Source organism: Aeromicrobium sp. PFPM2_SD2, assembly GCF_057364525.1.
Window position 1 is genome coordinate 1 of sequence record NZ_JBNFNZ010000649.1, and the last position, 989, is coordinate 989.

General features: G+C 76.2%; 2 protein-coding genes. Both read left to right on the top strand.

Annotated features, from left to right (window positions below):
• Positions 1-34 precede the first annotated feature (34 nt).
• A complete protein-coding gene (locus AC2W7G_RS17165; RefSeq protein WP_485869510.1) occupies positions 35-751 on the top strand; it encodes an ABC transporter permease in 717 nt (238 codons plus the stop codon).
• Positions 748-989: ATP-binding cassette domain-containing protein (locus AC2W7G_RS17170; RefSeq protein ID WP_485869509.1), on the top strand; the 242-nt coding region annotated here is incomplete at its 3' end. The genes AC2W7G_RS17165 and AC2W7G_RS17170, both read left to right, overlap by 4 nt.

Genomic DNA, 989 nt, shown 5'->3' on the forward strand with positions numbered 1-989 from the left:
GCTCGTCGCCCGGCCGCGTCGGGCGCTGCTCGTAGTGCTCCCGCTGGTCGCCCTGGTGGTCCGCGTCCCGTGGACGTCCCTGGGCGCGCTGCTCACCTCGGCCACGGCCGTCGACGCGCTCCTGCTCAGCCTGCGCACGGCGGCCGTCAGCACCGTGCTGTGCGTCGTGCTGGGCGTGCCGATCGCGCTGCTGCTGGCCCGGGCCTCCTTCACCGGGCTCGGCGTCCTGCGCGCGCTCGTGCTCGTGCCGCTCGTGCTGCCGCCGGTGGTGGGCGGTCTCGCGCTGCTCTACACCTTCGGCCGCCGGGGGCTGCTCGGCGAGACGCTCGAGGTGCTGGGCGTGCAGGTCGCGTTCTCGACGACGGCGGTGGTCCTGGCCCAGACGTTCGTCTCGCTGCCGTTCCTGGTGCTGAGCCTGGAGGGGGCGCTACGGACGGCCGGCGTCCGGCACGAGGCGGTCGCCGCGACGCTGGGCGCCTCGCCCACGACCGTGCTGCGGCGGGTCACCCTGCCCCTGGTGCTGCCCGGGCTCGCGTCCGGCGCGGTGCTGGCCTTCGCCCGGAGCCTGGGCGAGTTCGGCGCCACGCTGACCTTCGCCGGCAGCCTGCAGGGCGTGACGCGGACGCTGCCGCTGGAGATCTACCTGCAGCGCGAGGCCGATCCCGACGCCGCGGTCGCCCTGGCCCTGGTGCTCGTCGTCGTCGCGGTGGTGGTCGTCGCCGGCACCCGTGTGCGGAGGGAGGCACCGTGACGCTGCGCGTGGACGTGCGCCTGGACGCGCGGGGGCTGGACGTGGCGCTCTACGTGGGCGAGGGGGAGACCGTCGCGCTGCTCGGGCCGAACGGTGCCGGCAAGTCGACCGTCCTCGACCTCGTCTGCGGGCTCCTGGTGCCGGATGCCGGCACCGTCGCGCTCGACGGCCGGGTGCTCACCGGCGACGACGCCTGGGTGCCGCCGCACCGGCGCCGCGTCGCCCTGCTCGCCCAGGA